Origin of the sequence: Helicobacter sp. 12S02232-10 (genome assembly GCF_002272895.1) — a bacterium.
Lineage (GTDB): Bacteria > Campylobacterota > Campylobacteria > Campylobacterales > Helicobacteraceae > Helicobacter_J.
In genome coordinates, this window is record NZ_MLAQ01000035.1 from 1 (window position 1) to 739 (window position 739).

The following is a 739-nucleotide window of genomic DNA, read 5'->3' on the forward strand; positions in this document are numbered from 1 at the left end:
TTGATGCTTTTAAATAACAATAACAAAAATCTTATCGATCATCCAATGATACGATATTTATTCAAACTAATGGCAGTGTGTTTGATTGCTCTAGGAGTATTGAACATAGCTTATGGAGAGAAGATGGAACTTGAAGAAGCATGGAAGGAATATAAAGCTTCACAAGATAGTTTAGATGCTCCTTTATTTTTTTCTCCAAGCTTCATGTGTTCTGCAACGTATCAAAAAACAAATGATCCATTACTTCAAAACAAACGAGCAAATGAAACAATCATTTGTGAGGTCAAAGAGCTTTCCTTTCAAGATGGTTTCTCCTCTTCTTTCTATCAAGCCATCATCAAAGGAAATCCAAAACTCAAAGCAAGAGCCAAGAAGATTATGGAAGCAATGTTAGATGAAAGAGATAATCAATGCAGTGCTCCTGCTGATGATTTTTTTGAAGATAGCAATATTTTAAAACATCCTCTTGGTTGGATGAAGGGCACGCTACCTTCCAATTGTATCTCTAGAGTCTATGATGATTTTATTTATCAAATGCTTTCTTTTCTTTATGAGAATGACAAAACTTTATTTGAAAGAATATTTGGAAAAGACAAATTTTTCTCTGATTTTATAGAGAAATATCCAACTTATAAGAAACGCAATTACAATGAAGAGGAACAAGTACGTGGAGATCCTAAGATGCAAAAACTCTATGATGACTATGGTGATGAATTTCAAAAAACACATAATGGCTTTT

The 739-nt window shown here is 32.6% G+C and carries 1 protein-coding gene; it reads left to right on the plus strand.

Going from position 1 to position 739, the window contains the following annotated elements:
- Nucleotides 1-739 (plus strand): hypothetical protein (locus BKH41_RS09925; protein WP_180762816.1); only part of this gene is annotated, 739 nt, incomplete at both ends.